The organism is Rhizobium sp. BK619 (assembly GCF_014195245.1).
Taxonomy (GTDB): domain Bacteria; phylum Pseudomonadota; class Alphaproteobacteria; order Rhizobiales; family Rhizobiaceae; genus Rhizobium; species Rhizobium acidisoli.
On sequence record NZ_JACIBH010000010.1, the window covers coordinates 71356 to 96462 of the forward strand.

Here is a 25107-nt window from a genome sequence, read left to right on the forward strand (position 1 = left end):
GCCCCTTATTTACCCGATCAAAATTCGCGTTGCGTGTCGGAAAATGGCGGGAACTTGTCAAGGAGCGCGGCAACGATCTTGCCGAAACCGATGCCCAGAGACGATTTCACCATCAACACGTCGCCTGGCGCGACCGAGTTCAATACATAATCCGTCAATTCGCCGGTGTTCTCGCGATATTCGACATGGACGCTTTCCGGCAGTGATTCCTTGAGCGCAGCCATCTCTGCGCCGGCAAGCCAGACATGTTCGATGCCGGCTGCAAGCAGCGGCACTACGAGATCGGTATGGACCTTCTGCGCATACTCGCCCATTTCAAGCATGTCGCCCAGCACGGCAATACGGCGTCCGCGACTGGTCGGCTCGGAGGCCGCCAGCAGTGCGATCGCCGCCCGCATCGAAGCCGGATTGGCGTTGTAGCTTTCGTCGATCAGCGTGAAGCTGCCGCTGCCGATGGAAAGCCGGTGGCGCTTGCCCCTGCCCTTTTCCGGCTTCAGCGTCGCCAGCGCTGCGATCGCCTTTTCCATGTCGGCGCCGACGATCCTGACGACCCCGAGCGCTGCAAGCGCATTCTCGGCGATATGGCGGCCGGGCGCGCCGATCGCGACTTCCAGCGTCTCACCGCCGATCGTCAGCCACAGCGTCGAATTCTCATCTGCGCCGTTGAATTCGGCGAGGCGGAATTCGGCCTTGGCATGCTGGCCGAAGGAATGAATATGCTCGATGCCGAGCGACTGTGCGGTTCGGTCGAGGAAGTTGAACTGGTCATTGTCGCGGTTGAGCACGACATGGCCGCCCGGTTCCAGCCCTTCGAAGATCTCCGCTTTGGCGGCGGCGATCTCCTTGATGTTCTTGAAATTACCGAGATGGGCCGGCGCGATGGTCGTGATGATGGCGACATGGGGACGGATCATCTCGACCAGCGGCCGGATTTCGCCGGGATGGTTCATGCCGACTTCGAAGACACCGTAATCCGTATCGTCAGGCATGCGCGCCAGCGTCAGCGGCACGCCCCAATGATTGTTGAAGGAGGCGACGGAGGCATGCACCTTGCCGGAGGGCGACAGCACGTGCCGCAGCATTTCCTTGGTGGTCGTCTTTCCGACAGATCCCGTCACCGCGATGATCCGGGCCTTGGAGCGCTGGCGCGAGGCAAGGCCGAGCCGGCCGAGTGCGGCGAGCACGTCTTCCACGACGATCATCGGCACCGTCAGGCGGCCCATGGCGGGAAGCCTCGCCTCACTGACGACGAGAAGGGAGGCGCCGTTCGCCATCGCCATCGATGCGTAGTCGTGACCGTCGACACGGTCGCCCTTGATCGCGAAGAAGGCCTCGCCTGGAGCAATCGAGCGGCTGTCGATGGAAATGCCGGTGATGCCTTCGGGCAGAGTGCCGAAGGGGCGCCCCGCCATCGCCGCGATCATATCTTCGGTCGTCCAGAGCCAGCTCAAGATTGCAGTTCCTCCAAGGCCTTGCGCACCTCCGCATGATCGGAGAACGGCAGGGTGACGCTGCCGATCGTCTGCCCTTCCTCATGCCCTTTGCCGGCGACGATCAGCGTATCGCCGGATCGCAACATGCCCACAGCCTCGCGGATCGCCTTCGCGCGATCGGCAATTTCCGAGGCGCCGGATGCTGCCGCCATGATCTCCGCCCGGATTGCGGCCGGCTCCTCCGAGCGCGGATTATCGTCGGTGACGATGACGACGTCGGCAAGTCGGCAGGCGATTTCGCCCATGATCGGCCGTTTGCCGCGATCACGGTCGCCGCCGCAGCCGAAGACCACGACGACGCGGCCGGTGGTGAAGGGCCGGACCGAGCCCAGCACGTTTTCCAGCGCGTCCGGCTTATGGGCATAGTCGACATAGGCGAGCGCGCCGTCTTTCGTATGGCCGACGAGTTCGAGACGGCCGGACGCGCCGACGAGTTTCTCGAGCGCGGCCATCGCAACTTTCGGCTCGACTCCGGTCGACATGGCAAGACCTGCCGCGACCAGGGCGTTGGCCACCTGGAAATCGCCGGCCAGCGGAATATCCACCTCGAAGATTTCGCCGTCGATATGGATCTCGGCGGTCTGCTTGTGGCGGAAGTGCTCGACACGCTTCAACGTAAGGTAATCGCCCTTGCGCCCGACGGTGCGCACATCGTGACCGGCATCGGCGGCAGCTTTGATCGCCTGCGCCGACCACGGATCGTCGGCGAAGATCACCGCAGGCGCGCCCTTCGGCAGCAGCTGGAAAAGCCGCATCTTGGCGGCCATATAGGCTTCGACGGTCGGATGATAATCCATGTGGTCGCGGCCGAGATTGGTGAAGGCGGCGGCGGCAAGCTTGACGCCGTCGAGCCGGCTCTGGTCGAGGCCGTGGCTGGAAGCCTCCATCGCCGCATGCGTGACACCTTCGCCGGCAAGTTCGGCCAGTAGCTTGTGCAGCGACACCGGATCGGGTGTCGTCAGCGCACCATATTCGTTGCGCGTCGGCGAGACGACACCTGTCGTGCCGATCATCGCCGCCGCATGGCCCGCATGCGCCCAGATCTGTCGAGTGAAGGAGGCAACAGAGGTCTTGCCCGCCGTGCCGGTGACGGCGACCATGGTCTCTGGCTGGCTACCGAAGAAACGCGAAGCGGCGATCGAAAGAAAACGGCGCGGCTCCTTGACCGCAAGCACGGGGATGGAAGCCTCGACGGACTGGGAGGCGATCGCGACGGCTGCACCCCGGCCGGCGGCATCGGCGATGAAGCCCGCGCCATCCGCCTTGGTGCCGGCGACTGCGACGAAGGCATTGCCCTGCGCCACATGGCGGCTGTCCGAAGACAGACCTGAAATATCAAGCAGGCCTGCCGGGCCTTCGAGCTGTGCTTCAATTTCCGGAAACTGATCTCCGGCCAGGTCTCGCAATTTCATCGAATGCACTTTTCTCTCTTGAAGCCGGTCCACCCCTCGCGAATCGGCGCCGATATTCATTCACACTCAATAAGACACCAGCAAGGCCGATCCGCCCTCCCCGAATTTCGGCTCGATGCCGAGAATGGGAGCTGCGCGGCTGATGATCTCGCGGGCGATCGGGCCAGCGGTACCGGCAGAGATCGTTCCGCCATATTGTTTTTCGCCGGTCTTCGGCTCGTCGCAGAAGGTGATCACCGCATATTTGGGATCGTTGATCGGGAATGCGGCAATAAAGGAATTAAAGTTCAAGGTCGCGGAATAACGGCCGTTCACCACCTTGTCGGCCGTACCGGTCTTGCTGCCGACGGCAAAGCCCGGCACCCGGGCGACACGGCCCGATCCCTTGTATCCGTTGAAATCGAGCAGATAGCGGATTTCGTCGCTGGTCGTCTTTTTGATGACCTGCGTGGCGATTTCATCGGCCTGTTCGCGGCTGCGCGGCAGGAATGTCGGCTCGATCAGCTTGCCGCCATTGACCAGAGCGGCGGCCGCCACCCCGGTCTGCAGCGCCGTCGTCGAGACGCCGTGGCCGAAGGAAATCGTGATCGAATTGATCTTCTTCCACACCCTCGGCTGGCTCGGCATCTTCACTTCAGGCAGTTCGGTCTGCATCTTGGTCAGCAGGCCGAACTTGGTCAGATAGTCCTTCTGCGCGTCGATGCCGACGATATCGATGACGCGCGCGGTGCCTATATTCGACGAATATTGGAAAATCTCAGGCACGGTCAGCCAGCGGCGCTGGCCGTGGAAGTCGTGAATGGTAAAGCCGCCGATATAGATCGACTTGCTGGCATCGAACGTGTCGGTCATCTTCACCTTGCCAGTGTCGAGCGCCATCGCCAGCGAAAAGGTCTTGAAGGTCGATCCCATTTCGAAGGTGCCGTTGGTCATCCGGTTGAGCCAACCCTCCTTGGCGCCTTCCTGCGGATCGTTCGGATCGAAATCCGGCGCCGAGGCCATGGCCAGCACTTCCCCGGTATGCACGTCGATGACGGCAGCACCCGCCCCCTTGGACTGGAAGTTGTTGACGGCGTTGACGACCGCATCCCGGACGATGTTCTGGACGCGCAGGTCGATCGACAGCCGCACCGGCTCCAGCGGTTGGTCGCTGGTCATGCCGACCGAGGCGAGATCAGCAAGCCCCTGGTCGTCGATATATTTCTCCATGCCGGCGACACCGCGGTTGTCGATGTTGACATAACCGAGGATATGCGCAGCGGTCGAGCCGCCCGGGTAGAAGCGGCGCTTTTCCGGCCGGAAGCCGATGCCGGGAATGCCGAGCGCCAGGATCTGGCTCTGCTGCTTCGGCGTCAGCTGCCGGCGCAGCCAGGCGAAATGCGAGGTTTTGACCGAGAGCTTCTTATAGGTATCCCGGACGTCGAGCTCCGGCAGAACAGTCGCAAGCTTCTCGACCGCCTCGTCGGCATCGACGATCTTGTTGGGTTCGGCAAACAGCGAGACGGTGCGGATGTCGGTCGCCAGCACTTCGCCGTTGCGGTCGAGAATGTCGGGGCGCGAAGCCATCAGCCGGTCGGGCGGCAGGATGCTGGAGACGACCTCTTGATCCTTCATCGCATATTCGACGAGACGACCGCCGATGACGACGTAGACACCCATGAAGCCGAGGATCAGCAGGCCGACGCGGCTTTTTGCCTGCCCTGATTTCTTCTTGCGGGATCCCTCGATCGCCAGGCCGGCAGGAGAAGGACCGCCGAAACGATTGTAAACGCCGGCGGAGAAATGCGCCTGGCTCTTCAAGACCATGATGCGGGAAAGAAACGACATTATTCCACCGACCCCGTTTCGATCTCGTCTGCTTCATCCTCCTCCGCGGCGCGCGGCGCGGGCTTGGGAACAGGCTGCGCCTTGGTCGTAACCGTCGCGCTGGCGAGAGCCGCGCCCTTGGCGCTGGCTCCTGTTGCGCCCTTGGCGCTGGCCCCGGTCGCGCCTTTGGCGCTGGCCTCGGTCGCGCCTTTGGCGCTGGCCTTGGCCTCCGTTACCTCAGGCACGGGAACCTCGGATTTCAGCATCGGCAATTCCTTGGCATGCACCAGCGACGTCGATTGCGTCGGCTGCAACTGCAACTCGTCATCATAGGCCTTGACCAGCCGCTCCAGCCGGTTCGGCTGCGATTGCAGCGCCCAGTCGGCCTTGAGAAGGTCGATCGTGTCCTCCTCGAGCTTGATCTCGGCTTCGAGGCGATGAACCTCTTCGAGCTTCAATTCGGCGCGATGCTTGATCGTGTAGGTGACGGCGGCGGTGGCCGTCATGACGCCGATGAGCACGAGATCGAACGTTTTCAGCATATCAACCTCCAAGCTTTCCGAGACTGGCGAGATTGGGAAACCCGAAGAGCGACATATCCGCAGCTTCAGCGGCGGCCTCCGTCCTCAGGCCGGCGCGCAGTTTGGCGGAACGGGCGCGCGGATTGATCTCCGCCTCCGCCTCACTTGCCGAAACCATCGGCTTGCCGATCGCCGCAAAAGTTGCCGCCCGCTCATGCGCGACCGGCAGATGCCGCGACCCCGACGCCTTGCCGGCGCGGTCGGAGAAGAATTTCTTGACGATGCGGTCTTCGAGCGAATGAAAGGTGACGACGACGAGCCGGCCGCCCGGCTTCAGCGCCGCTTCCGCCGCAAACAGCGCCTCTGCGAGTTCGCCGAGCTCGTCATTGACGAAGATGCGCAAGGCCTGGAAGACACGCGTTGCCGGATGGATCTTGTCCTTCATCTTGCGGGGCGTGACCAGCTCGATGAGACCGGCAAGATCGCGTGTCGTCTCGAACGGCTTTTCCTCGCGACGCTTCTCGATCGCATGCGCGATGCGCGGCGCCTGGCTTTCCTCACCGAGGAAATGGAAGATGCGGATGAGATCGGCGACCTTGGCGCGGTTGACGACATCGGCGGCCGAAACGCCTGCGGCCGACATACGCATGTCGAGCGGCCCGTTCTTCTGGAAGGAGAAACCGCGCTCGGCCTCATCGATCTGCATCGAGGAAACGCCGATATCGAGGACGACACCGTCGAGCCCGCCTTGCGGCGCATGATCGGCAAGATGTGAGAATTGCGAATGAACGAGCTTGAGACGGCCACCATGGGCGGCGACCATTGCCTGGCCGGAGGCAATCGCCGTCGGATCGCGGTCGAGCGCGATCACCTCGGCGCCGGCCGCAAGAATGGCTGAGCTGTAACCGCCAGCACCGAAGGTACCATCAAGGATGAGCTTGCCGGGCGCGGGCGCCAGCGCCGAAAGCACTTCATCAAGAAGGACAGGAATGTGACGAACCGGTCCGCCACCGGCATCAGTTGAACCTCCGCCAGGATTCGCCACCATTCCGTTCCCTCGTTCTTTCAGGAACGCTTGCCCGCCAGCTTGCGCTCCCCTCGTGCCTGCGCCTGCGCAGCCACAAAAGCCTGCGGCTGCCAAAGCTGAAAATGATCCGCCCGACCGACGAAGGTCACCTCGTCCGAGATGCCGGTAAAGCCGCGAATGAAATCCGTGACCATCAGCCGCCCCTCGGCGTCGAGCTTCATGAAGACCCCGCCTCCATGAATGAGAAGCGACATCTCGTTCGCATCCGGCGAAAACGGATCCTCCGCAGCAATCTGCCGTTCGAATCTTTCGAGAAGATCCGGACCGCCGACGCTGATCGCCGGAAACACAAAGTCCTGGAAGCAATAGAGCTCCTGAACATTGCGCTGCACCAGCACGGAACGAAATGCCGAAGGCACGGAAACCCTGCCCTTGGCATCGATCCTGTTGGTCGCATTCGAAAGGAAGCGGCTCATCACACGAAACATCCGTTCCCGCAGGGATCCGGACCAAAAGACGCCCGAAACTCCCAATATCAGGCACAGCTTCGCAAGCCGGATGAGCAAAAACCCCTCCGACGCTTCCGGAGAGGAAGACGCCTTTGCTTTGCGATGAATGGGCAGGTGATTGCCCTGGTGCAGTGCGCATTTGGGATAGCATGGGACCATATGGGCGTCAATGGGATACGCCCATTTTGCAACAGACGCATAATCAAAAATTTATAAGCTGTTAAGTTTAACAAAGAGTTAGGATCGCCCTGTCGCGATGGTCGAGCGGCGGTGCTTTTGCAAAAAGAATTTTCAACGGGCGGATTGCATGAGCATCCACTTGAAAACCTTCGAATTCAGCGGCTTACGGGGAAATGATTCCTGAAATCAGGGCTTGATCGCGCCACAAAAGTTAATCGCCAGTTGGCCTGTAAGCCGGGTTCTGTATGGCTCCGGCGTGAACCGGAACGTGGCAGCCATTCCTCTGGGACAGCGTTCGCACGCTGCCTCGCGCAACCCACCCGGATGACTGGCCTGGAAACCGGCCGGAAGGCCTTTCGGCCTGCCGCGTCATCCCTATTCGGTCTTGCTCCCGGTGGGGTTTACCGTGCCATTTCCGTTGCCGGAGATGCGGTGGGCTCTTACCCCACCCTTTCACCCTTACCTGTCATGACAGGCGGTTTGCTTTCTGTGGCACTTTCCCTGAGGTCGCCCTCGCCGGACGTTATCCGGCACCGTGTTTCCGTGGAGCCCGGACTTTCCTCACCCTACCGCCTTTCGGCATTGATAAAGCGCGGCTGCCCAGCCAACTGGCAGGGGTCCCATAAACGAGAGAGACGGCAATTGCCACCTAAATCAAAATTTATTTAGCGAAATTGCGGTGTGAAATCCGTGGAGTAGCCCTGTTCGCTGATTCTGCCCGACAAAAGCAGCTCGGCCCCAAGCCGGCCGATTTCGTCCGAGCTCTTCGCCGAGGTGCCGGCGCAGCCCGTCAGCACCGCGATTTCAGGCGATGAGGTGTAGCCGATCATCGGGTAGCCGCTTTCCGTCTGCGAGACGACGCAGGCCGCCGTCGAAATCGAGCGCGGCGCCAAATCGGGCACGAGACCTTCGACGATGCGTTCGTGATAGGCGCGCACGGTCTCGCGCCCCTCGGTTTTGAACCAGGCGCGCATCGCTACCGCGTCGCCGAGCGCCAGATCGTCGGGGTCGCCACCGATCTTCAGATAGAATTTGCCGTCGGGATAACGGATCGGCGGCAGCAGATAAATATGGGTGCCGGGCACATTCAGAATGAGTGACGGCATGGTCGCAAGGCGCGCCGCGTCGGCTTCGCTCACTTCAAAAAGCGTGACGGTCCGACCATAAACCGTCATGGCAACCGGCTTCGGCAACAGATTCTCTGCAATGGAAAATCCGCCCGCAGCCAGCAGCACCTTTTCACCGCGATAGCTTCGGCCGCCGGCGGTCTCGACGACAGCCGATCCGCCCTCGCTGCGGATCGAGACAACATGGTCGCGAATGACCGCAGCACCTACCTTTTCAGCCAGCAGCGACTGCGCCTTCACCAGCTTGCGCGGACTGATATGCCCGGCCCCTCTCGCCTCGAAGACGCCGGCGGCGACATCGGGGAAGGCAAAGAACGGAAAGGTGGCCTTCAGCCCGGCCGCGTCGATAAGGCTGGTCTCGACATCCAGCGAAACGGCCGCCTGCCGGGTTTTTTCGAGATAATCGCCTCGATCAGCGCCAACGACGACGCAGCCAGCCTCGCGATAGAAGTCGATGCCGCTGTCACGGGCAATCTCGCCGTAGCGGCCGATCGAGCGATTGGCGAGCAGTGCCCAGTTGCGGTCGGGATCAATGGTGCGGGTGATGCGCCCCTCGTCGTAATGGCTGGCAAAGACGCCCTGATGCGCCTTGCGATCATCGGGCTCGTCCGGGCCGATCACCGCCACGCCATCCACTTGGCGCGCCAGATGCCGCGCCGCCGCAGCCCCCATCAGCCCGCGGCCGACGACGATATATTTGAAATCGACTGCCATGATGCTCCCTTTCAGGCAAAGACCGGCGTCAACTCGCCGCCGAAATCCTTGTCGCCGAGCGCCCCTTCGCTCAGCAGCACGGCCCCCAATCGCCCCAGTTCGTCGGAAGATTTGGCCGCGACGAAATTGCCGCCGGTGAGCACCGCGATGCGCGGCGACTGCGTAAATCCGGCATAGGGATAACCGGTGGGCGTGAAATTCGCCACGCACGGCCCCGAGGTCACCGGGCAGCCGGCAAGTGCCGGCATCAACGCCAGGGCGATGCGCGAGAGATGCTCGCGCTCGGCCACGCTGCCATCGGAACGGAACCACGCGCCGACATCCTCCAGCTCACTGAAAGAAAGCATCTCGGTATCGCCGCCGAGCTTCAGATAGGTCTTGCCGTCGAGATAACGCACCGGCGGCAGGATATAGATGTGGTCCTCCTCCCGCTCGCCGAGCACGATCGTCGACGGCATATCTCCGAAGATCGCCATCTCGCGCTCGCCGATCTTATAGAAGGCGACCGTGCGCGCCATCACCCTGGTATCGACCGGACGCGGCAGCAGGGCATGGAAATTGCTGAAACCGCCGGCAGCGACCAGTACGCGCTCGGCGCTGTAGCTTCTGCCGCCGGCCGTCGTCACTTCGACATGGGAACCGGCGTCGCGCACGGATGTCGCGGTTGCCTCGATCAGCGAGACGCCGCCTTGTTCGGCAAGTCTCGCCTGCGCCCGCACCAGCGCCCGAGGGTTGATGTGGCCGGCGCGCTTGCGCTCGAAGTATCCGGTGAATTCAGGATTGACGGCAAGATAGGAAAAACGCTGGCGAAGGTCCGACGGCGCGATGGTCTCGACATCGCTGCCGAGCGTCCGGCTGACGGTGAGCGCCCGGTTGATATAGTCTTGCTCATCCTTGGGCGGCGGACCGGCAAAGAGGCAGCCTACTTCCGAATAGAAGGAAATGCCGCTCCTTGCCTCGATCTCGCGGTAGCGGTCGAGCGCACGGGCGGCGAAACTTCCCCAGGCCAGATTGCCGTCGAAGGTGCGGGTGATGCGCGCTTCGTCGTAATGGCTGGCGAATATCCCATGATGGGCTTTGCGTTGCTCCGGCTCGCGCGGGCCGATCAGCGCAATGCCGTCGGCCATCGAGGCGAGATGCCGTGCGGCAGCCGCCCCCATCATGCCGCGCCCGATGATGATGAACCTGAAATCGACTGCCATACCTAACCTCGTCTCGAGGTGGCCTAACCTCATATCGAGGTGGCCCACCTCGTTTCAGGCGGGGATATCACGGCAAGCATCCTGATTCATATCGCAAAAATGCCGGAAGAATTTTCGCCCGGCGCGTCCGGCGAAGCTCAGTCGAGCATCGCCAGCACCTTGCCGCAATAGGTCTTCGAAACCGGGTTCATGCGCGTGGCGGCATGGCCGGCATTGTATTTCAGGATGGTGTTGCAAGTCTGCCCGCCGCCAAGCTGATGGGCGGCCGCCAGATATTTCATCCCGTATTTGATGTTGGTCTCCGGATCGAACAGGCCCTTCCTCGTGCCGGAATAGCCCATCATCCGCGCCGTCGCCGGCTTGATCTGCATCAGGCCGATTTCGCCGGCGCTGCCGCGTGCCTTCGGATTGAAATTGCTCTCGACACGCACGACGGCCTGGGCGAGCGCGACCGGCACGTCGTATTCAGCGGCATATTTATTGATCAGCGCGGCATAGGGAACGCTGGCGGAAAAATCGGGCATGGCATAGCCGCTCTGGCGATCGACGGTTTTCAGCGGGACGGTTTGGGCCCTGGCGCCCCAGTCATCACCAGCCAAGGCAAAACTATATCCCGCCAGCAGCATGCCAACGCATGCCGCAGCACCAACAATCATATTCTTCATGTAGTCTATTCACTCCGACCCATAGAATTGCAGGACTGCGCGCCTCGCCGTCATCCGGTCATACGCGATCAAGGACTGATCGTGTTCCGCAGCAATTCTTATCGTTTCATTTGGCGCTCGTGGTTACACTTGAAAAAGCCGTGAGCGCTGCTCAGCGGGCGTTCTTAGACCATCGCAATGAGGAGATAATAGGGAGATGATGTGGCGAGGCGGTTTTCTCGCCAGCCGCGGAAATATCGGCCGGAAATCGGCCTCTTGCGCTCAGTAATAACGCGGCAGCGCCGACAGCAGCCGGTGCAGCGTGTCGATCGTCGAGAAATCGGCGATGCCATCCACCCGTTCAGGCCGGAAATGGCGCTGGAAAGCTTCCACGTCACCTGCCGTCTTTTCGGAAAATTGGCCCGTAATTTCAGTGGAGTAACCATAGAGAGACAGCATCGACTGCAGCGCTTCGACAGGCTGACCGGCATCACCTTGCTGGAAGAAGCGCCCACCGGTGATCGTTGCCGGCTCGACCCAGTGCCCGATGCCTGCCCTATGGAGCTCGGCCCAGGGGAATTTTTCACCCGGATCGACCTTGCGGATCGGGGCCACATCGGAGTGCCCAAGGACCCGTTCCGGCGCAATCGACCAACGTTTGACACAGTCGCGACACAATTCGATCACTGCGGCGATCTGCTCTTTGGGGTAATCGGGAAGCCCGCCGGGATGGCCGGCATTGGCGATCTCGATGCCGATCGACAGCGAATTGATATCCGTCTCGCCATGCCAGCTGCTCTTTCCCGCGTGCCAGGCACGCCGCACCTCCGGCACGAGCTGGATCACTTCGCCGTTCTCATGCACGAAATAATGGCTGGAAACCTGGCTCTCGGCGCGACAGAGCCAGTCGAGCGCACCGAGAGCCGTCGGCATGCCGGTATAGTGCAACAGGATCATGTCCGGACGGCGCCCGTCCGCGCGCTCGCCATGGTTCGGCGAAGGCTGCACGCGGGCGCTGCCGCAGTCGGCCTCGAAAGAGGTCATGCGGCGCGGCGTTCCTTCTCGATCGCCGCATACGCCGCGTTCAGCGCCGCCATGCGCTCATTGGCGATGACGTGGAACTCCTTCGGCACGCCGCGCGAGATCAGCCGATCGGGATGATGTTCGCTGACAAGGCCGTGATAGCGGCGGCGGATGGTCGGGAAATCGTCCGAAGGCAACACACCGAGCACCTTGTAGGGATCGCCGCCTGTGGAGACGTGACGGGCGGCGATCTGCTCGAATCGCGTCTCGCTCATCTGGAAGATCTCGCCGATATGGCTGAGGAAATTCAGTTCCTTCTCGTGGATCAGCCCATCGGCCTTGGCGATATGGAAGAGACCGTCGAGCACGTCTTCGAGCACGGTGCAATTGGCCGCACAGGTAACGCAGAGCGTCGAGAGCCGTTCGGCATAGGCTTCGTAGCCGGCCACGTCCTGACGTGCGAGGTTGTAAAGCCTGGCGACGTTCTTTGCCTGGTCCTGTGGGAATTCGAAGATTTCGCGGAAGGCTTCGACTTCCTTCTCGCTGACGATGCCGTCGGCCTTGGCCATCTTGGCCGACAGCGCGATGATCGCCACGGAGAAAGCCACCTTGCGCCGGGTCTCCGGATCGCCTTCGAAAACCGTTCGGATAGCCTCGACCACCGCAGACAGCGCATTGCCCGCGGTATTGCCAATGGCATTCAACAGTTTTTCCCAGAAGGACATCGAAATCTCTCGCACGCTTGTCAACTTATATGCAGATAGCTTGACCAAAGAATCGTAGCCTTTGCAAGGCGGCTATTGGTCGTAGGGCCGAACACAGTTTTCACGATTTGGTAATTGTCGCACCGCAGCAAAGGTTCCTCCTATGCTCGGCACCTCCGCTTCGCGGCGCGCCGCGCCGGCAATTTCCACAAGAGTTCTCGGCAGTCAGAACCGGCTTGAAACGATTATATCAACTCTTCCGGCCGCAACGCGGCAGAAAGGCGCTTTTTCGTAAATTCTTTACTTTACAGGCTCCCTTCCCTGCCGCATCCATGCGCTCATGCATGTCGCCCGGAAGTGTGCAGCGGATCCGGGATAACGACATCCATGAAAACAATGCGCTAACGCGCGTCTCTTGAATCGAATTCGAGGCGACGCCTGTCGCTGAAGCCGCCGCACCGAAACGCCATAGGAGGGATCATGGCCAAGCAGAAAGTTGCAATGCTGACCGCCGGAGGCCTGGCGCCCTGCCTTTCCTCCGCCGTCGGCGGCCTCATCGAGCGCTACAGCGACATCGCCCCCGACCTCGATCTCGTCGCCTACAAGTCCGGCTATCAGGGCGTATTGCTCGGCGACAGCATCGAGATCACCCGCGAGATGCGCGAAAAGGCGCCGCTGCTGCATCGTTATGGTGGCTCGCCGATCGGCAACAGCCGCGTCAAGCTGACCAATGCCGCCGACTGCGTCAAGCGTGGCCTGGTCAAGGAAGGCGACAACCCGCTGCGGGTTGCCGCCGAACGCCTCGCCAGTGACGGCATCACCATTCTCCACACGATCGGCGGCGACGACACCAACACCACCGCTGCCGACCTTGCCGCCTATCTCGCCGCCAACGGCTACAACCTGACCGTCGTCGGCCTGCCGAAGACCGTCGACAACGACGTCGTGCCGATCCGTCAGTCGCTCGGCGCCTGGACGGCCGCCGAAGTCGGCGCGCATTTCTTCGACAATGTCGGCAATGAACAGACGGCCGCGCCCCGCACCCTCGTCATCCACGAGGTCATGGGCCGCCATTGCGGCTGGCTGACCGCCGCGACCGCCCGCGCCTATCTCCAGCGCACCAGCCGCAACCAGTATGTCGACGGCCTGATGATGGACGCGCATCTGAAAAGCATCGACGCCGTCTACCTGCCTGAAATGGCCTTCGACCTCGACGCCGAGGCCGCCCGCCTGAAGGAAAGCATGGACCGCAATGGCCACGCCACGGTCTTCGTCTCTGAAGGCGCCTGCCTCGATGCCATCGTCGCCGAGCGCGAAGCCGCCGGCGAAACCGTCAAGCGCGACGCCTTCGGCCATGTGAAGATCGACACGATCAATGTCGGCGCCTGGTTCCAGAAGCAGTTCGCCAGCCTGTTGAACGCCGAACGTTCCCTCGTGCAGAAATCGGGCTATTTCGCCCGCTCGGCGCCTGCCAACAGCGACGACCTCAGGCTGATCCAGAGCATGGTCGATCTTGCCGTCGAAAGCGCGCTCAACAAAGTCTCCGGCGTCACCGGCCACGATGAAGCGCAGAATGGTAAATTGCGCACTATAGAATTCCCGCGCATCAAGGGCGGCAAGGCTTTTGACCTGTCGACGGCATGGTTTGCCGAAGTCATGGACAATATAGGCCAGAAATACAAAGAAGCGTGATTGACGGATGGTTAATATGATGTCTTTGCTTGTTCCTGAGGAATAGGAGGAGACACCATGTCACTTGAAGCTTGGCTCGCTTTTGCGGCCGCATCCGCCATCATGCTGGCCATACCGGGACCGACGATACTGCTCGTCGTTTCCTATGCGCTCGGTCATGGACGCAGGACTGCGTTTGCGACGGTGAGCGGCGTGGCGCTTGGTGACTTCACCGCGATGACGGCGTCTCTCTTCGGTCTTGGCGCCGTCCTCGCCGCCTCCGCCACCCTCTTCACCGTTTTGAAGTGGATCGGCGGCGCCTATCTGATCTGGCTGGGAATCAAGCTGTGGCGGGCGCCTGTCATCGGCGAACCGGTTGCCGACAACGACAATCTGCCGGAGGAAAAATCGCTCAAGATCTTCCTCCACGCCTATGTCGTTACCGCCCTTAATCCGAAGAGCATTATCTTCTTCGTCGCCTTCGTGCCGCAGTTCCTCAATCCGGCCCTGCCCTTCGTCGGCCAGATGGCGATCATGGAAGCGACCTTCCTCGTGCTGGCGATCCTCAACGCTTCCGCTTATGCGTTTCTCGCCCATACCGCGCGCGGACTGATTCGCAAGGCGAGCGTTCAGCGGGCTGTGAACCGTACGGGCGGGACCCTGCTGATCGCGGCAGGCGCCGTAACCGCCGGGTATCGCCGTATTGCAGCCTAGAAATAATCCGTGGTTGCCGGAATGCCACGAATAGGTTAATGGGGTCGTCGGATTTAAGCTTTTTAGTAACTTTTATAACGCTGCCGGGGCGGCGCGATTTCACGAAAGTGGCGGAATGGTAGCGATCGGATTGTCCGGCCTGAAACGCAGTTTTGTCGTTTCGACGATACTCTGCTGCGGCATGATGGCGGGCTGTGCGAGCGTCGAATACACGTCCCAGGCCGAACTGACCGCTGCCCAGACCGTGGTGCCGATGCCGAAACCCGGTGAAGACGCCACGCTTGCTGCAATCCCGACAGCCGAAGGCACGGCCGGTCAGGCGGTCGCCGGAGCCACCCTTCCCCAGGCATCTCCTGCCCTGACCGCGACGGCGATGCCGACCGTGACAGCCTCTCAACCTGCCGATCTCACCATGCAGCCGGCGGCCTATGCACAAATCCCGCTGACACCCGAGATGACGGCGATCCAATCCGTGGTGCCGACGCCGCGTCCGGGAGCCCCAGCACAGCCGACGACGCAGCTTGCCTTTGCCGCGACACCGCAGAACGGCGCGCTTGCGGCCCTTGCCGCAGTCGACACCACCCCGCGTGCCAGCATGGATTACGGCTTCGACGAATCCGGGCCGATCGATCCGCCGACGGCGCCGCCGATGTTCAGCGACGACGACAAGGACGATGCGCCAACGGTCGAAAAGAGCTTCGTCACCAAGCTCATTCAGAAATATTCGAAGCTCTACGAAATTCCCGAGACGCTGCTCCACCGCATCGTCCATCGCGAGAGCCGGTACAATCCGAAGGCCTACAACAAGCGTGGCTATTTCGGCCTGATGCAGATCAAGTACAACACTGCCAAATCAATGGGGTATGACGGCGCCCCGGGCGGTCTCTTCGACGCCGAGACCAACATCAAATATGCCGCGAAATATCTGCGCGGCGCCTGGCTCGTCTCCGACAGCAAGGAAGACGATGCCGTGCGTCTCTATGCGCGCGGCTATTATTACGACGCCAAGCGCAAGGGCATGACCGACATCGCCCAGGGCAACTATTAAACAATAAACGACTGGAACGACGGAAGCCGCCTATGGCTGCGGCTGCGCGCGCTGTTGCGAGCCGGCCTGCTGTTGCGGCGCTCCCGTTTGCGGCAAAGCCGTCAGAACAGCCTTGAGAAGCGTCTGCGGCTGATAGCCGAGCCAGCTCGGCGTCAGGCCGAGCCTGATGACGACCAGATCGGCAGACGGTACGATCGCCATGCTCTGCCCGTCATGCCCCGTCAGCCAGAACGTATCCTCGGGCAGCCCGAACTTGGCACTCGGGCCGCCGGGCGCAAGCCAAGCCTGACCCTGCGTATAGCGACCGTTCGACGCTGCCGTCGGCGTGCGCATGGCGCCAACGAAACCTTCCGGCAACAGCCGCTGGCCGTTCCAGACACCGTCCTGCAGCAGGAACTGCCCGAAACGCGCCCAGTCATGCGCCGTCGCATAGAGATAGGAACTTCCGGCAAACGTGCCGCGCGCATCGAGTTCGAAGACGGCGCTCGTCATGCCGAGCGGCGAAAACAGCGCGTCTTCAGGGTAGGAAAATGCCGTCTGGGCATTGCCGACCCTGTCCATCCAGATGCGCGACAAGAGCACCGCCGTGCCGCTCGAATAGCGGAAGCGTTTGCCCGGCTCCGCCTCCATCGGTGCGTTGGCCGGCAGCGATACCATGTCGGGATCGAGATAGAGCATGCGCGTCACATCGGCGACAGCGCCATAATCCTCGTTGAAGGCAAGGCCGCTCTCCATGCCGAGCAGATCGGAAACCTTGATCCTGGCACGCCCGTCGTTCTTCCACTGCGCCAGCAGATTGTCGTCGTCGAAGGAGATCTTGCCGTCGAGCATCAGCCGGCCGACAATCGCGGCATTCACCGTCTTCGTCATCGACCAGCCGATCAGCGGCGTCTTCGCTGAAAAGCCGGGGCCATAGGCCTCAGTGACGATGCGGCCGTTGCGCACCACGACGATCGCCCGCATGGCCGGTCCGGCAACGCTCTCATCGGCAAGCAGCGCTGCGATCTTCGCGTCTGGCTGATCGCCGGCGCCCTCGCCCTCAGGCCACAACGCCTCGTTCGCCTCCACCCTGGCCGGCGCATCGAAAGGCACCGCATTCGCCGCTGCCTCGAAATTGCCGTCCGGCACGCTCGTGCAGCCGAAAGCGCCGCGGTAGAGCGCATAACTCGGCGCAAACAGCCCCATGAAGCGCGCCGTCACACGGTCGTTGTCGCGGTCGACGCTGACGCGCACCAGCCGCAGCAGCGGATTTCCGGGCGCCTGGACATCGTCTTCGAGCACCTCATCGGCCTCCCGGCCTGATATGAAGACGTTGGAGCAGACGATCTTGGCGGCATAGCCGTCGCCGACACGCAGCAGTTCCGGCGGCTGCACGAAGAGCCAGCTGCCGGCGCCGATGACGACGAGCAACACAAGGAGAGCAAGCGCCTTCAGGATACGCAGAACAAATCGCATGGCATTCCTCCATGCCGGGAGAGAAGCAGGAATCGCACGCGCCGGAAAGAGGTGGCGGCGAAGAAGAGCCGTCATTGCGATCACTTTACCAGGAGGGCGATCTCTCCGCAGAACGGTGCCCCACAGCCCACGTCATCAAACTGTAGCAGTGGCGCGCTACACGCCCTGAACGCTAAAAAGGTGACAGACTCATGTCAGAATTTGCACCGGATGCCGGCTTCCGCAAGAACCGGAAACTCAAGGACGCCCTTCTCCGCCACAAGGCTTTTTCGAAGGAAGGTTTTTCCGAGCGTCTCTTCGGCCTCCTGTTCTCCGGCCTGGTTTATCCGCAGATATGGGAGGATCCGGATCTCGACATGCAGGCGATGGAGCTGAAGCCCAACCATCGCATCGTCACCATCGGCTCCGGCGGCTGCAACATGCTCGCCTATCTCTCCAAGGCGCCGGCCTCGATCGACGTCGTCGACCTCAACCCGCACCATATCGCGCTGAACCGCCTGAAGCTTGCCGCCTTCAAGCATCTGCCGGATCATGCCGATCTCGTCCGTTTCCTGGCCATGCCGAACGAGAAGTCGAACAGCCGCGCCTACGACCGGCATCTCGCCGTCAAGCTTGACGAGGCGACCCGCAGCTATTGGAACGGCCGCAAGTTCGGCCGCCGCCGCGTCACCGTCTTCGACCGTAACATCTACGAAACCGGTCTGCTCGGCCGCTTCATCGGCGCAGCCCATCTTCTTGCCCGCCTGCATGGCGTCAAGCTGCGCGAGATGACCAAGACCCGCTCGATCCGCGAGCAGCGCCAGTTCTTCGAAGAGCAGATCGCGCCGCTGTTCGAAAAGCCGGTGGTGCGCTGGATCACCGGCCGCAAGAGCTCGCTCTTCGGCCTCGGCATCCCGCCGCAGCAATATGATGAGCTCGCAAGCCTCGCCGCCGATCATTCGATCGCACCGGTGCTGAAGCACCGCCTAGAAAAGCTCGCCTGTCATTTCCCGATGCGCGACAATTATTTCGCCTGGCAGGCCTTCGGCCGCCGCTACGGCACGCAAGAGGAAGGCCCGCTGCCGACCTATCTGAAGCCGGAGCACTATGAAGTGATCCGCGCCAATGTCGACCGCGTCAACGTCCACCATGCAAGCTTCACCGAGCTTCTGGCCCGCGAGCCGGCCGCCTCGCGCGACCGCTACATCCTACTCGACGCGCAGGACTGGATGACGGACGAGCAGTTGAACGACGTCTGGCGGGAAATCACCCGCACGGCGCGTGAAGGCGCCCGCGTGATCTTCCGCACCGCCGCCGAAAAGAGCATCATCGAAGGCCGCCTGTCACCCTCGATCCGCAACCAGTGGGATTACTTCGAGGAAAAGTCGCGCGAGCTGACGGCACTCGATCGCTCGGCGATCTACGGCGGCTTCCATATTTACGGGAAGAAGGCGTGAGCAAGGTCGGCACCGAGACGGCGGGAAAGAGCGGCGAACATGCCAGCCTGATGGATGGCATGTACCGCTACCAGCGCCATATCTACGATCTCACCCGCAAATATTACCTTCTCGGCCGCGACAGCACGATCCGCAATCTCGACGTGCCCGAGGGCGGCACCCTGCTTGAAGTCGGCTGCGGCACCGGCCGCAACATGGCCTTCGCCCATCGGCATTTCCCGACCGCCAAGCTGTTCGGCCTCGACATCTCCCAGGAAATGCTGATTTCGGCACGCAAGACCTTCGCCACCAAGGCGACGATCCCGGAATTTCGCGTTGCCGACGCCACCGCCTTCACGCCGCGCGAATTCGGCGTCAGCGGCTTCGACCGTATCCTGATCTCCTACGCCCTGTCGATGATCCCGGACTGGGAGCGCGCCGTCGATGCGTCGATTGCCGCACTCAACCCCGGCGGCCAGCTGCACATCGTCGATTTCGGCCAGCAGGAACGCCTGCCCGGCTGGTTCCGCCACATGCTGCAGTCATGGCTGGCAAAATTCCACGTCGCCCCGCGCTCCGATCTGCGCGAGGTCCTGGAAGCGCAAGCCCATGAAAACAACGCGAGATTGTTGTTCGATACCGTCGGCGGCGGTTATGCCTGGCGGGCTGCCATTATCAGCAAGCGCTCATAATTCGCTTGAAACTAACCGATTTTTTACGTTGATATGGTGAAAAGAGGGTTATCCTCTGCCGACTCGTCTTTTTCGAAGGTCAGGCTGTGGGGCAAAGAGATCATTCGGTTCACGACGGGATGCCCATGCGCCGGCTTTTGTTTTGCGTTCTGCCTCTGGCCATTCTTCTGGCAGGCTGCTCCTCTTCTGGCCACGACTATCTCGAAACCGCTTCGATCAAACCGAAGACGCGCTTCAAGGACACCGATCCGCAGGATTTCGGCCCGAAGCATCCAGAGCAGAACCAGGTCCACGGCATCGATATCTCCAAATGGCAGGGCGATATCGACTGGGCGACGGTGAAAAATTCCGGCGTCGCCTTCGCTTTCATCAAGGCAACGGAAGGCAAGGACAGGGTCGATCCGCGCTTCGACGAATACTGGCGCGAGGCCCGCGCCGCCGGCATCCCGCACGCGCCCTACCATTTCTATTATTTCTGCTCCTCGGCCGATCAGCAGGCCGACTGGTTCATCCGCAACGTGCCGAAGGAGGCCATGCGCCTGCCGCCGGTGCTCGACGTCGAATGGAACGCCGAATCGAAGACCTGCCGCTACCGTCCCGACCCGGAAACGGTGCGCGCCGAAATGCAGCGTTTCATGGACCGGCTGGAGGCCTATTACGGCAAGCGCCCGATCATCTACACCTCGGTCGATTTCCACCGCGACAATCTCGCCGGTTACTTCCAGGATTATCATTTCTGGGTGCGTTCGGTGGCAAAACACCCCGAAGTGACCTATTCCGACCGCCGCTGGGCCTTCTGGCAATATACCTCGACCGGCGTCATTCCCGGCATCAGCGGTCCAACCGATATCAATGTCTTTGCCGGCAGTGCAAAGAACTGGAACAATTGGGTTGCGGCCGTTTCCAAGGATAGAAATTCTTAGTAACGTCTTATGATGTTTCTTGCTTCCGTCACATTCCTCTGTGAAAGCGACGGCAATCTGTTTGATATAAGGACCGCATCCATGCACCGCTCGCTCGCAAGCCGCTCTGCACTCGCCCTTCTGTTTGCCCTCGCGCTTGCCGGCGGCGCAGCCGCCCAGCAGGCGCCGGACCCAGCCCCGGCCGCGCCCTGCGGCGGCGATCTGTCCGCTTTCCTCGAAGGTGTCAAGAAGGATGCAATTGCCGCCGGCGCCAGTGCGGCAGCCGCCGACGCAGCCCTTGCCGGCGCCGAGATGGACCCTAAGGTTCTGAGCCGGGATCGAGCCCAGGGCGTCTTCAAACAGACCTTCCTCGAATTCTCCCAGCGCACCGTCAGCCAGGCCCGCCTCGACATCGGGCGCCAGAAGATGAAGCAATATGCCGACGTCTTTGCCCGCGCCGAGCAGGAGTTCGGTGTTCCCGCAGGCGTGATCACCGCCTTCTGGGCGATGGAAACCGATTTCGGCGCCGTCCAGGGCGATTTCAACACCCGCAATGCCCTTGTGACACTGTCGCATGACTGCCGCCGCCCGGAGCTCTTCCGCCCGCAACTGATCGCCCTCATCGAGATGGTCCAGCACGGTGATCTAGACCCCGCCACCAATACCGGCGCCTGGGCCGGCGAGATCGGCCAGGTGCAGATGCTGCCGCGCGACATCATCGCCTATGGCATGGACGGCGACGGCGACGGCCATATCCGCCTGAAGCAGAGCGGCCCGGACGCCATCCTGACGGCGGCGAAATTCATCCAGCATCTCGGCTTCGAGCGCGGCCAGCCCTGGCTGCAGGAGGTCACCCTGCCCGATAACCTGCCCTGGGAGAAATCCGGCCTCGGCGGCACGATGACGGCAGGTGAATGGTTCGCGCTCGGCGTCAAACCGCGCGACGGCAACACCGCCTTCGGCAATCTGGAAGGCGATCTGGTGCTGCCGCAGGGCCGCATGGGACCGGCCTTCATCGCCTACCCGAATTTCAAGATCTATCTCGAATGGAACAAGTCGTTCATTTACACGACCTCGGCCGCCTATTTCGGGACCCGGCTTTCCGGCGCTCCGACCTATCTGAAGGGCGTGCCGGAACAGGGGCTCGCCAACGACCAGATGAAGACGCTGCAGACCAAGCTGCAGTCGCTCGGTCATGATGTCGGCGAGATCGACGGTATTCTCGGCTCCGGCACGCGTGTGGCGATCCAGAAGGAGCAGCAGCGCCTCGGCATGCCGGCCGACGGCTGGGCAACGCCGGCCCTCCTCAACGCTCTCTGATCGCCGCAGACACCTCACCGCCACCTGTTTCGCAAGAAACGGGTGGCGCGGTCCGCCGTATGGCCTAAGCATCAGTCCTGGAAACCGCTCCCGGTTTTCGGCAAACGAACGGCTTGCGGTGGAGGAACCGGCGTGGACAGCAGAATGAATGCCTGGACCTGGAGCCTGCTGGTCCTGCTCGGCCTGATCTGGGGCGCCTCCTTCTTTTTTGCCCGCATCGCCGTCCAGCATGTGCCACCGCTGACCCTGGTCTTTCTCAGGCTGCTGATCGCGGCGTTGGCGCTGCATGTCTATATCGCCGGCCGTTTCGATATCTATTCGATCCTCAAGGCCCGCTGGCGCGAATTCCTGATCCTCGGGCTCATCAACAATGCCCTGCCGCATGCGCTGATCTTCTTTGGCCAGACCCGCATCGGCGCCGGCCTCGCGGCGATCCTGAACGCGACGACACCGATCTGGACAGTGCTCATTGCCAATTACTTCACATCAGACGAAAAGCTGTCATCGGCAAAAATCGCCGGCTGCCTCGTCGGCCTCGCCGGAACGATCGTGCTGATTGGTCCCGGCATCTCGGCCGGCGGCGAGGCGCCGCTCTGGGCGCTGCTGCTGCCCGTGCTTGCCGCCATCTCTTATGGTTTCGCCGCCACCTACGGCAAACGTTTCAAGAAAGTTCCCGCCCCGGTCACTGCTGCCGGCCAGTTGACCGCCTCTTCGCTAATCGCGCTGCCGCTGTCGCTGCTCGCAGATCGCCCGTGGACACTGGCCGCGCCGCCGCTCGATGCGCTGCTTGCCATCCTGGCGCTGGCGCTGCTCTCGACCGCATTCGGCTATATCCTCTATTTCCGGATCATGGCGGCAGCCGGGGCCACCAACGCCTCGCTCGTCACCCTGCTGGTGCCACCGAGCGCCATCCTTCTCGGCGTGCTTTTCCTTGGAGAAAGGCTCACATCCGCCGAATTCGCCGGCATGGCGCTGATCGGTTTCGGCCTCGTCATTCTCGACGGCCGCGCCTATCGCCTGCTGGGGAAGACCACCTGATACTGGTTGTGAATTCCACGTGTTTTCAACCAGTTGGCCATTCGCCATGTTTTCGGCGCATAGGTAAACCGGCCATCGCCGAATTTAACGGCACGTTAAAATCTGTGAACAAAAAATTATCGAATATAATCGATTAGTTTCAACAGCTTGCCGACAGCCTCTTCGACTTGTCCACCGCGCCCTTCGGCAGCGCAGCATAGAATCCGCTTCCCAACCGACATATTTCCGACATATTATCGTCCGGTTAACGCGAGGAGACAGACATGGGACTCACGCAATCCTTGAATGTTCTGTTGGTCAGTGCAGCGTTTGCTTTCGTCTTGTCCATGCTCTTCATCTGAGCTGGCTGGGGAAAGCGGAATGACTGGTAGTACCTGAACTCCCCTGATCAATCCGCCAATGAAAAAGCGCATGTCCCGCCCGACATGCGCTTTTTCACCTTTTCAACCGTATAAATCAGGCGGCCGCGCCCGCACTTTTTGCCGCCCGGCGGGAAAAGCCGAGATTGTCGAGCACGGCGGAAACCAGCGGCGCGCGGTTCATCGTGTAGAGATGGAACTCATTGATGCCGCGCCGGACGAGATCCTCGATCTGTTCGGCGGCGACATCGGCTGCGACCTTCGCCCGCTCCTCGGGCTTGTCGTCGAAGCCGGCGAAGCGCTCGTCGAGAAAGGCCGGGATGATCGTGCCGCAGGCGCCGGCGAAACGCTTTAGCTGCGTCAGGTTCTGGATCGGCATGATACCGGGCACAACGGGGATCGAGACCCCGGCAGCGCGCACCTTCTCCAGGTAGCGCTCGAAATTGTCGTTGTCGAAGAAGAACTGTGTCAGCGCCCGGTCGGCGCCGTTATCGGCCTTGCGCTTCAGCATGTCGATATCGGCGGCCGTGTCACGGCTTTCCGGGTGCTTTTCCGGATAGGCGGAAACCGAAATCTCGAAATCACCGACCGCCTTGAGGCCGGCCACCAGCTCGGCCGCATTGGCATAACCGCCGGGATGCGGCTGGTAGGGCGCGCCGGCGCCGCCGGGCGCATCGCCGCGCAGCGCGACAAAATGCGTGACGCCGACTTTGCGGAACGTCTCGATCATCTGGTGCGTCTCTTCCTTCGTCGCGCCGACGCAGGTCAGGTGCGAAGCGGTGGCGAGCGGCGTCTGCGACAGGAAACGCGTGACGGCAGTCAGCGTCGGCGCCTTGGTGGTGCCGCCGGCGCCATAAGTCACCGAGACGAAATCCGGGTCCCAGTCCTGCAGCTTGCTGACCGTATCCCAGAGCTGACCTTCCATCTCCTCCGATTTCGGCGGGAAGAATTCGAAGGAGATCCCGATGTTGCGGCCGCGTGCCTCGTTATTCAAAGCCATGTCATACTCTCCCGGCAAATGTAGGTTCGGCGCCTTCGCTCAGTTGCGAAGCCATCAGGCGCCTCGGATCGCGCGCGAGCCAGACGGTGACCGTCAACCCCTGCCCGCTTTGCTGACCCGGATGAAGATCGACGACCTGCTCGACGTCGAGCCCGGCCCTGTGCAGCCAGTCGGATATCGCCTGGTGCGAAAAGCCGAGACGGACATGCGCATGCTCGTCGCGAAGATATTCGAGCGTGTGCGGCGCAAGGTCGATGACCACGAGCCGGCCGCCCGGCCGCAGCATGCGCGCCGCTTCCGCGATCGCAATCTCCGGCTGGTCGAAGAAATGCAGCACCTGATGGATCGTCACCAGGTCGAAATCCTGGCCCTCGAACGGCAGGTTCAGGATATCGGCGTGGCGCACGGTGGCCTTGGTGATGCGGGACTTGTCGAGATTAGCGCGCGCCACGCTCAGCATGTCGCGGCTGGCATCGACGCCGATCGCCCGGCGGTAGAGCCCCGACAGCAGTTCGAGGATGCGGCCGGTGCCGGTGCCGAGATCGAGCAGCGAATCGATCGGCTGGCTGCCGAGCAGCCGGATGACGGCGGCGTCGACCTCTTCATCGGCGGCATGCAGGCGGCGAAGCTCGTCCCACTCAGCCGCGTTGCGGCTGAAATAGGCCTGCGCCCGCTCGGCGCGCTGGCGCTTGACCTGCGACAGCCTTTCGCCGTCGCGAAGCACGGTCGGATCGTTCTCGGAGACATGCTTCAGCAATGCCCGCACCAGCAGGGCCGCCTTGCCCTCCTGCTTGAGGCGGAAATAGGCCCAGGCGCCTTCCTGGTAGCGTTCGATCAGTTCGGCCTCGCCGAGCAGCTTCAAATGGCGGGAGATGCGAGGCTGGGATTGGCCGAGAATTTCGGTAAGATCGGTCACCGTCAGGTCGCCGCCGTCGAGAAGCGCCAGAAGACGCAGGCGCGTGGGCTCGCCGGCCGCCTTCATGACGTCCACCAGCGCATCCAGTCCAAGCTTCAAGGGTTCACTCATCTTCGATCCGATCAAGATATAAAGATATCTTTATGTGATTTGAACGATGGTGACAAGCGGCAATTCGCACTTGAGCGAAATTGCCTGCTCAAATTGCGACAGGC

The 25107-nt window shown here is 61.8% G+C and carries 22 protein-coding genes and 1 other RNA gene; 8 read left to right on the plus strand and 15 right to left on the minus strand.

The window, feature by feature from the left end:
- Nucleotides 1–17: 17 nt before the first annotated feature.
- From FHX14_RS19645 to FHX14_RS19700, 12 genes are all read right to left on the minus strand, one after another.
- On the minus strand, nucleotides 18–1451 hold the full coding sequence (locus tag FHX14_RS19645) for a UDP-N-acetylmuramoylalanyl-D-glutamyl-2,6-diaminopimelate--D-alanyl-D-alanine ligase (protein WP_003593356.1): 1434 nt from the start codon (nucleotides 1449–1451) through the stop codon (nucleotides 18–20).
- The gene (locus tag FHX14_RS19650) at nucleotides 1448–2965 is read right to left on the minus strand and encodes a UDP-N-acetylmuramoyl-L-alanyl-D-glutamate--2,6-diaminopimelate ligase (RefSeq protein ID WP_003593355.1); all 1518 of its coding nucleotides are present in this window, start codon (nucleotides 2963–2965) and stop codon (nucleotides 1448–1450) included. The genes FHX14_RS19645 and FHX14_RS19650 overlap by 4 nt, the downstream gene beginning before the upstream one ends.
- Nucleotides 2966–2971: 6 nt before the next feature.
- Entirely contained in the window at nucleotides 2972–4732 is a 1761-nt protein-coding gene (locus FHX14_RS19655; protein ID WP_003593354.1) for a penicillin-binding protein 2, read from the minus strand.
- Nucleotides 4732–5253 (minus strand): hypothetical protein, encoded by a 522-nt coding sequence (locus FHX14_RS19660; protein WP_184378219.1) that lies wholly within the window; start codon nucleotides 5251–5253, stop codon nucleotides 4732–4734. The genes FHX14_RS19655 and FHX14_RS19660 overlap by 1 nt, the downstream gene beginning before the upstream one ends.
- 1 nt (nucleotide 5254) lies before the next feature.
- Complete coding sequence (rsmH, locus tag FHX14_RS19665; RefSeq protein ID WP_003593352.1) at nucleotides 5255–6280, minus strand: 16S rRNA (cytosine(1402)-N(4))-methyltransferase RsmH; 1026 nt, start codon at nucleotides 6278–6280, stop codon at nucleotides 5255–5257.
- A gap of 17 nt (nucleotides 6281–6297) precedes the next feature.
- Nucleotides 6298–6735: a division/cell wall cluster transcriptional repressor MraZ gene (gene mraZ, locus FHX14_RS19670; protein ID WP_012558375.1), complete on the minus strand. Its 438-nt coding sequence runs from the start codon at nucleotides 6733–6735 to the stop codon at nucleotides 6298–6300.
- 427 nt (nucleotides 6736–7162) lie between these two features.
- Nucleotides 7163–7560, minus strand: an RNA gene (gene rnpB, locus FHX14_RS19675) — RNase P RNA component class A.
- Between the two features lie 53 nt (nucleotides 7561–7613).
- Nucleotides 7614–8789 carry an FAD-dependent oxidoreductase gene (locus FHX14_RS19680; protein ID WP_003593350.1) on the minus strand — a complete coding sequence of 392 codons (1176 nt, stop codon included), beginning with the start codon at nucleotides 8787–8789 and terminating at the stop codon, nucleotides 7614–7616.
- A gap of 11 nt (nucleotides 8790–8800) precedes the next feature.
- On the minus strand, nucleotides 8801–9991 hold the full coding sequence (locus FHX14_RS19685; protein WP_184378221.1) for an FAD-binding oxidoreductase: 1191 nt from the start codon (nucleotides 9989–9991) through the stop codon (nucleotides 8801–8803).
- Between the two features lie 137 nt (nucleotides 9992–10128).
- The gene (locus FHX14_RS19690; RefSeq protein ID WP_003593347.1) at nucleotides 10129–10656 is read right to left on the minus strand and encodes a lytic transglycosylase domain-containing protein; all 528 of its coding nucleotides are present in this window, start codon (nucleotides 10654–10656) and stop codon (nucleotides 10129–10131) included.
- 261 nt (nucleotides 10657–10917) lie between these two features.
- Nucleotides 10918–11679, minus strand: a complete 762-nt coding sequence (locus FHX14_RS19695; protein ID WP_003593345.1) for an N-acetylmuramoyl-L-alanine amidase — start codon at nucleotides 11677–11679, stop codon at nucleotides 10918–10920.
- Nucleotides 11676–12383, minus strand: a complete 708-nt coding sequence (locus FHX14_RS19700; RefSeq protein WP_003593343.1) for a DnaJ family molecular chaperone — start codon at nucleotides 12381–12383, stop codon at nucleotides 11676–11678. The genes FHX14_RS19695 and FHX14_RS19700 overlap by 4 nt, the downstream gene beginning before the upstream one ends.
- A gap of 459 nt (nucleotides 12384–12842) precedes the next feature.
- Between FHX14_RS19700 and FHX14_RS19705 the strand changes: the two genes are divergently transcribed.
- From FHX14_RS19705 to FHX14_RS19715, 3 genes are all read left to right on the plus strand, one after another.
- A complete protein-coding gene (locus FHX14_RS19705; RefSeq protein WP_184378223.1) occupies nucleotides 12843–14054 on the plus strand; it encodes a pyrophosphate--fructose-6-phosphate 1-phosphotransferase in 1212 nt (403 codons plus the stop codon).
- A 57-nt stretch (nucleotides 14055–14111) separates the two neighbouring features.
- A complete protein-coding gene (locus tag FHX14_RS19710; RefSeq protein ID WP_003593341.1) occupies nucleotides 14112–14747 on the plus strand; it encodes a LysE family translocator in 636 nt (211 codons plus the stop codon).
- Nucleotides 14748–14862: 115 nt separating this feature from the next.
- Nucleotides 14863–15795: a lytic transglycosylase domain-containing protein gene (locus tag FHX14_RS19715; RefSeq protein WP_003593340.1), complete on the plus strand. Its 933-nt coding sequence runs from the start codon at nucleotides 14863–14865 to the stop codon at nucleotides 15793–15795.
- Nucleotides 15796–15825: 30 nt separating this feature from the next.
- Here FHX14_RS19715 and FHX14_RS19720 read toward each other — a convergent pair whose 3' ends face one another.
- A complete protein-coding gene (locus FHX14_RS19720) occupies nucleotides 15826–17250 on the minus strand; it encodes a serine hydrolase (RefSeq protein WP_184378225.1) in 1425 nt (474 codons plus the stop codon).
- Nucleotides 17251–17441: 191 nt separating this feature from the next.
- Here FHX14_RS19720 and FHX14_RS19725 point away from each other — a divergent pair, with 191 nt between their 5' ends.
- The 5 genes from FHX14_RS19725 to FHX14_RS19745 all read left to right on the plus strand — a co-directional run bounded on the left by FHX14_RS19725 (nucleotide 17442) and on the right by FHX14_RS19745 (nucleotide 22617).
- Nucleotides 17442–18686, plus strand: coding sequence for a DUF3419 family protein (locus tag FHX14_RS19725; RefSeq protein WP_184378227.1), 1245 nt, complete (start codon nucleotides 17442–17444; stop codon nucleotides 18684–18686).
- Nucleotides 18683–19357: a class I SAM-dependent methyltransferase gene (locus tag FHX14_RS19730; protein WP_184378229.1), complete on the plus strand. Its 675-nt coding sequence runs from the start codon at nucleotides 18683–18685 to the stop codon at nucleotides 19355–19357. Before FHX14_RS19725 ends, FHX14_RS19730 begins: the two co-directional genes overlap by 4 nt.
- A gap of 125 nt (nucleotides 19358–19482) precedes the next feature.
- A complete protein-coding gene (locus FHX14_RS19735) occupies nucleotides 19483–20280 on the plus strand; it encodes a GH25 family lysozyme (RefSeq protein WP_012558384.1) in 798 nt (265 codons plus the stop codon).
- Between the two features lie 81 nt (nucleotides 20281–20361).
- Nucleotides 20362–21579, plus strand: coding sequence for a lytic murein transglycosylase (locus FHX14_RS19740; protein WP_184378230.1), 1218 nt, complete (start codon nucleotides 20362–20364; stop codon nucleotides 21577–21579).
- A gap of 132 nt (nucleotides 21580–21711) precedes the next feature.
- Nucleotides 21712–22617 carry a DMT family transporter gene (locus FHX14_RS19745; RefSeq protein WP_184378232.1) on the plus strand — a complete coding sequence of 302 codons (906 nt, stop codon included), beginning with the start codon at nucleotides 21712–21714 and terminating at the stop codon, nucleotides 22615–22617.
- Nucleotides 22618–23073: 456 nt separating this feature from the next.
- On the opposite strand, the gene metF is transcribed toward FHX14_RS19745, so the two are convergent.
- Entirely contained in the window at nucleotides 23074–23976 is a 903-nt protein-coding gene (gene metF / locus FHX14_RS19750) for a methylenetetrahydrofolate reductase [NAD(P)H] (protein ID WP_003593331.1), read from the minus strand.
- Between the two features lies 1 nt (nucleotide 23977).
- A complete protein-coding gene (locus FHX14_RS19755) occupies nucleotides 23978–25003 on the minus strand; it encodes a metalloregulator ArsR/SmtB family transcription factor (RefSeq protein ID WP_054182755.1) in 1026 nt (341 codons plus the stop codon).
- Nucleotides 25004–25107 lie beyond the last annotated feature (104 nt).

What these genes read in the sequence shown, in the direction of transcription:
- FHX14_RS19650 (WP_003593355.1), bottom strand. Translation starts at nt 2,965, where the DNA reads ATGAATATCGGCGCCGATTCGCGAGGGGTGGACCGGCTTCAAGAGAGA.
- FHX14_RS19655 (WP_003593354.1), bottom strand. Translation starts at nt 4,732, where the DNA reads ATGTCGTTTCTTTCCCGCATCATGGTCTTGAAGAGCCAGGCGCATTTC.
- FHX14_RS19660 (WP_184378219.1), bottom strand. Translation starts at nt 5,253, where the DNA reads ATGCTGAAAACGTTCGATCTCGTGCTCATCGGCGTCATGACGGCCACC.
- rsmH (WP_003593352.1), bottom strand. Translation starts at nt 6,280, where the DNA reads ATGGTGGCGAATCCTGGCGGAGGTTCAACTGATGCCGGTGGCGGACCG.
- mraZ (WP_012558375.1), bottom strand. Translation starts at nt 6,735, where the DNA reads ATGAGCCGCTTCCTTTCGAATGCGACCAACAGGATCGATGCCAAGGGC.
- FHX14_RS19680 (WP_003593350.1), bottom strand. Translation starts at nt 8,789, where the DNA reads ATGGCAGTCGATTTCAAATATATCGTCGTCGGCCGCGGGCTGATGGGG.
- FHX14_RS19685 (WP_184378221.1), bottom strand. Translation starts at nt 9,991, where the DNA reads ATGGCAGTCGATTTCAGGTTCATCATCATCGGGCGCGGCATGATGGGG.
- FHX14_RS19690 (WP_003593347.1), bottom strand. Translation starts at nt 10,656, where the DNA reads ATGAAGAATATGATTGTTGGTGCTGCGGCATGCGTTGGCATGCTGCTG.
- FHX14_RS19695 (WP_003593345.1), bottom strand. Translation starts at nt 11,679, where the DNA reads ATGACCTCTTTCGAGGCCGACTGCGGCAGCGCCCGCGTGCAGCCTTCG.
- FHX14_RS19700 (WP_003593343.1), bottom strand. Translation starts at nt 12,383, where the DNA reads ATGTCCTTCTGGGAAAAACTGTTGAATGCCATTGGCAATACCGCGGGC.
- FHX14_RS19705 (WP_184378223.1), top strand. Translation starts at nt 12,843, where the DNA reads ATGGCCAAGCAGAAAGTTGCAATGCTGACCGCCGGAGGCCTGGCGCCC.
- FHX14_RS19710 (WP_003593341.1), top strand. Translation starts at nt 14,112, where the DNA reads ATGTCACTTGAAGCTTGGCTCGCTTTTGCGGCCGCATCCGCCATCATG.
- FHX14_RS19715 (WP_003593340.1), top strand. Translation starts at nt 14,863, where the DNA reads ATGGTAGCGATCGGATTGTCCGGCCTGAAACGCAGTTTTGTCGTTTCG.
- FHX14_RS19720 (WP_184378225.1), bottom strand. Translation starts at nt 17,250, where the DNA reads ATGCGATTTGTTCTGCGTATCCTGAAGGCGCTTGCTCTCCTTGTGTTG.
- FHX14_RS19725 (WP_184378227.1), top strand. Translation starts at nt 17,442, where the DNA reads ATGTCAGAATTTGCACCGGATGCCGGCTTCCGCAAGAACCGGAAACTC.
- FHX14_RS19735 (WP_012558384.1), top strand. Translation starts at nt 19,483, where the DNA reads ATGCGCCGGCTTTTGTTTTGCGTTCTGCCTCTGGCCATTCTTCTGGCA.
- FHX14_RS19740 (WP_184378230.1), top strand. Translation starts at nt 20,362, where the DNA reads ATGCACCGCTCGCTCGCAAGCCGCTCTGCACTCGCCCTTCTGTTTGCC.
- metF (WP_003593331.1), bottom strand. Translation starts at nt 23,976, where the DNA reads ATGGCTTTGAATAACGAGGCACGCGGCCGCAACATCGGGATCTCCTTC.
- FHX14_RS19755 (WP_054182755.1), bottom strand. Translation starts at nt 25,003, where the DNA reads ATGAGTGAACCCTTGAAGCTTGGACTGGATGCGCTGGTGGACGTCATG.